The organism is Dissulfurimicrobium sp., assembly GCF_049968175.1.
In the GTDB taxonomy this organism is placed as follows: Bacteria; Desulfobacterota; Dissulfuribacteria; order Dissulfuribacterales; family Sh68; genus Dissulfurimicrobium; species Dissulfurimicrobium hydrothermale.
Genome location: NZ_JBMFRG010000096.1, coordinates 1 through 4,444, shown reverse-complemented (window position 1 = coordinate 4,444; position 4,444 = coordinate 1). Strand labels below are relative to the sequence as shown.

The 4,444-nt window shown below is 48.6% G+C and carries 4 protein-coding genes; 3 read left to right on the top strand and 1 reads right to left on the bottom strand.

Annotated features, from left to right (window positions below; all coding sequences use genetic code 11):
• Positions 1 to 94: 94 nt before the first annotated feature.
• Entirely contained in the window at positions 95 to 757 is a 663-nt protein-coding gene (locus tag ACP5SG_RS09410) for a metallophosphoesterase (RefSeq protein ID WP_428123972.1), read from the bottom strand.
• Between the two features lie 187 nt (positions 758 to 944).
• Here ACP5SG_RS09410 and ACP5SG_RS09405 point away from each other — a divergent pair, with 187 nt between their 5' ends.
• The 3 genes from ACP5SG_RS09405 to bioA are packed head-to-tail and all read left to right on the top strand — an operon-like array spanning position 945 to position 4,397.
• The gene (locus tag ACP5SG_RS09405; RefSeq protein WP_237888328.1) at positions 945 to 2,345 is read left to right on the top strand and encodes an amino acid permease; all 1,401 of its coding nucleotides are present in this window, start codon (positions 945 to 947) and stop codon (positions 2,343 to 2,345) included.
• A gap of 11 nt (positions 2,346 to 2,356) precedes the next feature.
• The gene (gene bioD, locus ACP5SG_RS09400; RefSeq protein WP_237888329.1) at positions 2,357 to 3,049 is read left to right on the top strand and encodes a dethiobiotin synthase; all 693 of its coding nucleotides are present in this window, start codon (positions 2,357 to 2,359) and stop codon (positions 3,047 to 3,049) included.
• 7 nt (positions 3,050 to 3,056) lie between these two features.
• Complete coding sequence (bioA, locus tag ACP5SG_RS09395; protein ID WP_237888330.1) at positions 3,057 to 4,397, top strand: adenosylmethionine--8-amino-7-oxononanoate transaminase; 1,341 nt, start codon at positions 3,057 to 3,059, stop codon at positions 4,395 to 4,397.
• Positions 4,398 to 4,444: the final 47 nt, after the last annotated feature.

Genomic DNA, 4,444 nt, shown 5'->3' with positions numbered 1-4,444 from the left:
CTGCTTATTGAATATGAAAAAACAAGACCGTTTACACAAAATTATTTACAGGCCCGCATTGCATTGATGCGCCTTTATCTTTTTGATTAAAAGACTATGCAAGAAATTGATTTAATCGGGCAACCCGCACCCCTGTCTCATCACATTCTATCTCGATCCAGCCGGGCACTTTTAGCATGCCTGGGTTCAATATAACTGTCTTGCCAATCCGATCCTCCCCCCTGGCTTCATGGATATGGCCTGTGAGACAGAGATCGGGTTGTTTTTCTTCTATAAACCTCCGAATAGCCTCGCTTCCTACATGAACCCCGCTTTTTATCCTATCAGCAGAGGTATTGAGGGGCGGCGTATGAGATACAAATATCTTCACAGGGAGCGAAGCTATCTCTTTATACCCCTTTATCGCCAACCTATAGAGCTCATTCTCTGAAAATTCCGTCGGCGTATTGAACGGCGTTACATTAGATCCACCTACGCCGAATATACCTATTCCACCGATTTTTATACCCTTGCCGTGCAGATTTATGCCTATCTCGTCGAGAAAGACGCCTACGGCTGGCTGGTCGAGGTTGCCAGGCAGGGCATATATGTTCTTATTGAGGCTGCGGACGGCGCTCAACACCGCTTCTGCGTCATCCCTTCCGCCGAAATTGGTTAAATCACCTGTAATGATGAGCAAATCGGCATCCCTCACGACAGGTATATCATCAGCTGCCTGATAATCCATATGTATGTCGCCGAATGCTATTATTTTCATTGTATTGGCCTCCGGATATATTTTTTGTTGATATGAAATTCTAGGCTTTTAAAAAACTTGATAAATAAATACTAATTTAGATGAAATGCATATGCAATAATCGACATTACCCATTGACGTCCCAATCCATGCCTATTATTTAGTTTAATCTGTGCAAGCATCAAAATTATAGGTGAATGATGTTGCCATGGATATTAAACGATTATTTCGCACCAAGAAGGTGACAAACGGTCTCTTTTGTGAGACTGAATTAAAGCGCTGTCTCAATGCCCTAGATCTGACACTGTTCGGCATAGGGGCGATTATAGGGGCCGGCATATTTGTCCTGACCGGTATTGCAGCAGCCACAAAGGCCGGGCCGGCCATTGTATTCTCCTTTGTGTTGGCCGGCCTTGCATGCGCCTTCTCAGCGCTAGCCTATGCCGAACTCGCTTCCGCTGTTGGAGGTTGCGGGAGCGCTTACGGCTATGCCTACGCCGGACTCGGTGAAATTATAGCATGGGTCATAGGCTGGGATCTGATACTTGAATACGGCGTCGCCACCCCTGCCGTAGCTATCGGATGGTCAGGTTATTTCAACAACGCATTGACGGCGGCCAATATCCATCTGCCGCAATGCATACTTTCATCATTTGCCGAAAACGCCCACGGCTTTATCAATCTTCCGGCGGCGGCGGTGATCCTCCTACTGATGCTCCTGCTGATCATAGGCGTAAAGGCTGGCGCACATTTCAATGCAGCCATGGTGGCTGTAAAGCTCTTTGCTATTGCAGTATTTATAATCATAGCAGCCGGCAACATAAATCCAGCCAACTGGAACCCATTCATGCCGTTTGGGTGGAAAGGCGTGGTGGGAGGCGCCTCACTCATCTTTTTTGCATATATAGGCTTTGATGCCGTATCAACAGCAGCCGAAGAGGCCCTAAGGCCTCAACGCGATGTACCTATAGGCATCCTGGCCTCGCTCGGAATATGCACGCTTATATACATGCTCGTCTCCGGTCTGCTGACTGGCATCGTCCCGTATCAAACGCTTAACGTCCCATCCCCTGTTGCAGAGGCCCTACTTAGGATAGGATATCGTTGGTCATCGGCCTTGATAGCTGCAGGGGCCATTGCAGGACTTACAACCGTCATGCTCGTCCTGTATTACGGCCTGACGCGGATATTCCTGGCCATGGCCAGAGATGGACTTTTACCAGCTTTTTTTTCAGACGTCTATCCGCACACCAAAACGCCCGTCAAAATAATCTTGACAAGCGGTATATTAATGGCATTGGTAGCCGGCTTCACGCCGATCTCTCACGTAGCTGAACTTGTCAACATTGGCACGCTTGCAGCATTCACCATAGTCTGTCTCGGCGTTATCATCATGAAACATACACATCCTGAGCTTAAAAGGCCTTTTAGGACACCTCTAAACCCATTAATACCGGCTCTAGGGGCAGCCTTTTGCATATATCTCATGTCCGGTCTGCCGCTCATCACTTGGTTACGGTTTTTTATCTGGCTGGCCATAGGCCTGGTAATCTATTTTACATATTCACAAAAACATAGCCTTCTTGAATCAAATATCGATTGGCGGTAGATATCTGACTAATGATCATCTTCATCACAGGGACAGATACAGATATAGGAAAGACCTTCGCCGCCAGCCTCCTTGCCAGGTCCTTTCTTGACCGCGGTCTTGCAGTCAAGGTTCAAAAGTGGGTAAGTACCGGCAGGCGCGCCTATTCAGATGACCTGGCATTTATCTATAGTTTCATAGGAGAAAAAGACCTGCCAAAGGCAGGCTCCTTTGAATCTCCTTATTGTCTTTCTTTCCCGGCCTCGCCCCACCTTGCTGCTGAAACGGAAGGTGTATCCATAGAAAAAAAGCATTTGATCAAGACCTCTCGCTCTCTTGCCGCACAATGTGACATCCTTATTATTGAAGGGGCCGGAGGCGCTCTTGTACCTCTGTCCCGAGATCTCTTGACCATAGATCTGGTTGGCGAGCTTAAACTGCCAGTCGTCCTGGTGGCAAGGAGCGGACTCGGTACGATAAATCATACTTTACTTACAATCGAGGCGATGGAGAGGCGGGGCATTAATATATTGTGCGTGCTTCTTAATAATCAGAACGATGTCCCTGATCCGTTAATCGTCAATGATAACTTAAAGACAATCGGGGAATTCGGTGACCTCCCGGTATTCGGGCCGATCCAGCGCGTAAAAGAACCCAGAGAGGCCCTTTACACTATAGAACCTATGGTACAGTATCTACTCGACTGTTTAAGAGAGACGAATTAGGGCCTAAATGGACATAGTTGAAAAAGACAAAAGGTTTCTCTGGCACCCCTATACACAGATGAAAGACCTTGAAAAGGTGCCCTTGCTCTTTGTGGATCATGCAGACGGCGTATTTTTATATGACAGGGATGGAACAGCGTATTACGACTGCATCTCTTCATGGTGGTGCATCGTCCACGGCCACAATCACCCTTATATTAATGCGGCTATAAAGGCCCAGCTCGGACGCCTCGAACAGGTTCATTTTGCAGGAACCACGCATGAAGGCGCCATCAAACTGGCTGAGCGCCTCGTCGGGATCACCCCGCCCAATCTTACCAGGGTCTTTTATTCCGATAACGGTTCAACAGCGTGCGAGGTTGCATTAAAAATGTCATTCCAGTATTGGAAACAGGCAGGACATCCTGAAAGAGAACGATTTGTCGCCCTTGACCGTGGATATCATGGAGATACCATCGGCACAATGAGCGTAGGCGGCACCGGCGGCTTCCACTCCATATTTTCACCCCTGTTTTTCAAGACCCATCGGCTGCCTTCGCCATATTGTTACCGCTGCGTCTACGAAAAGCCATGCGCCGATGACTGCACGCTCGAGTGTCTTTCTCCACTTGAGACCTTACTAGACGAGGGCGGCATAGCAGCCATCATCCTCGAGCCGCTCCTTCAGGCGGCTGGCGGCATGATAGTTTATCCTGTAAAATATCTCAAAAAATTGGCAAATCTTGCCAAGGCCTACGGGGCACACCTTATCCTTGACGAGGTGGCTACAGGCTTCGGGCGTACAGGCAGGATGTTCGCCCTTGAACACGCCGGGATCGAGCCGGATTTTCTCTGCCTCTCAAAAGGTATTACAGGGGGATATCTCCCGATGGCCGCAACCCTTACGACAGAAGAGGTCTTCCAGGTCTTTTATGACGATTACGAAAAGGGCAAGACCTTCTTCCATGGCCATACATTTACGGCAAATCCTCTGGCTGTGGCTGCCGCGCTCGCATCACTCGACGTATTTGAACAAGAGATGGTACTTGAGAAGACCGCGGACAAGATCGCATTTCTGCAGAGAGAAAAGGAACGAGCAAGGGACATACCGATCGTGGGGGATATAAGGGGAATTGGCATGGTTGCCGCCTTCGAGCTGGTGGAGGATAAGGCCACGAAAAGGCCTTTTGATCCGAAGATGCGGATGGGGTGGCTCGCATACATGAAGGGGCTCAAAAAAGGCCTGATAATCCGGCCGTTGGGTGATATTATCTATCTATTCCTCCCCCTTTCCGTAACTATTGGCGAGATCAGAGACATACTCGACCGACTCTTTTCAGTCTTGTCTTCACTTGAGGCCAAGACATGAATCCCTGGAACGCTATATCGAAAGAATTATCGCTGCTCTCAGGTCTT

Bases quoted from the DNA above. Each gene is read 5' to 3' on its own strand.
- bioA (WP_237888330.1), top strand. From the start codon at position 3,057: ATGGACATAGTTGAAAAAGACAAAAGGTTTCTCTGGCACCCCTATACA.
- ACP5SG_RS09410 (WP_428123972.1), bottom strand. From the start codon at position 757: ATGAAAATAATAGCATTCGGCGACATACATATGGATTATCAGGCAGCT.
- ACP5SG_RS09405 (WP_237888328.1), top strand. From the start codon at position 945: ATGGATATTAAACGATTATTTCGCACCAAGAAGGTGACAAACGGTCTC.
- bioD (WP_237888329.1), top strand. From the start codon at position 2,357: ATGATCATCTTCATCACAGGGACAGATACAGATATAGGAAAGACCTTC.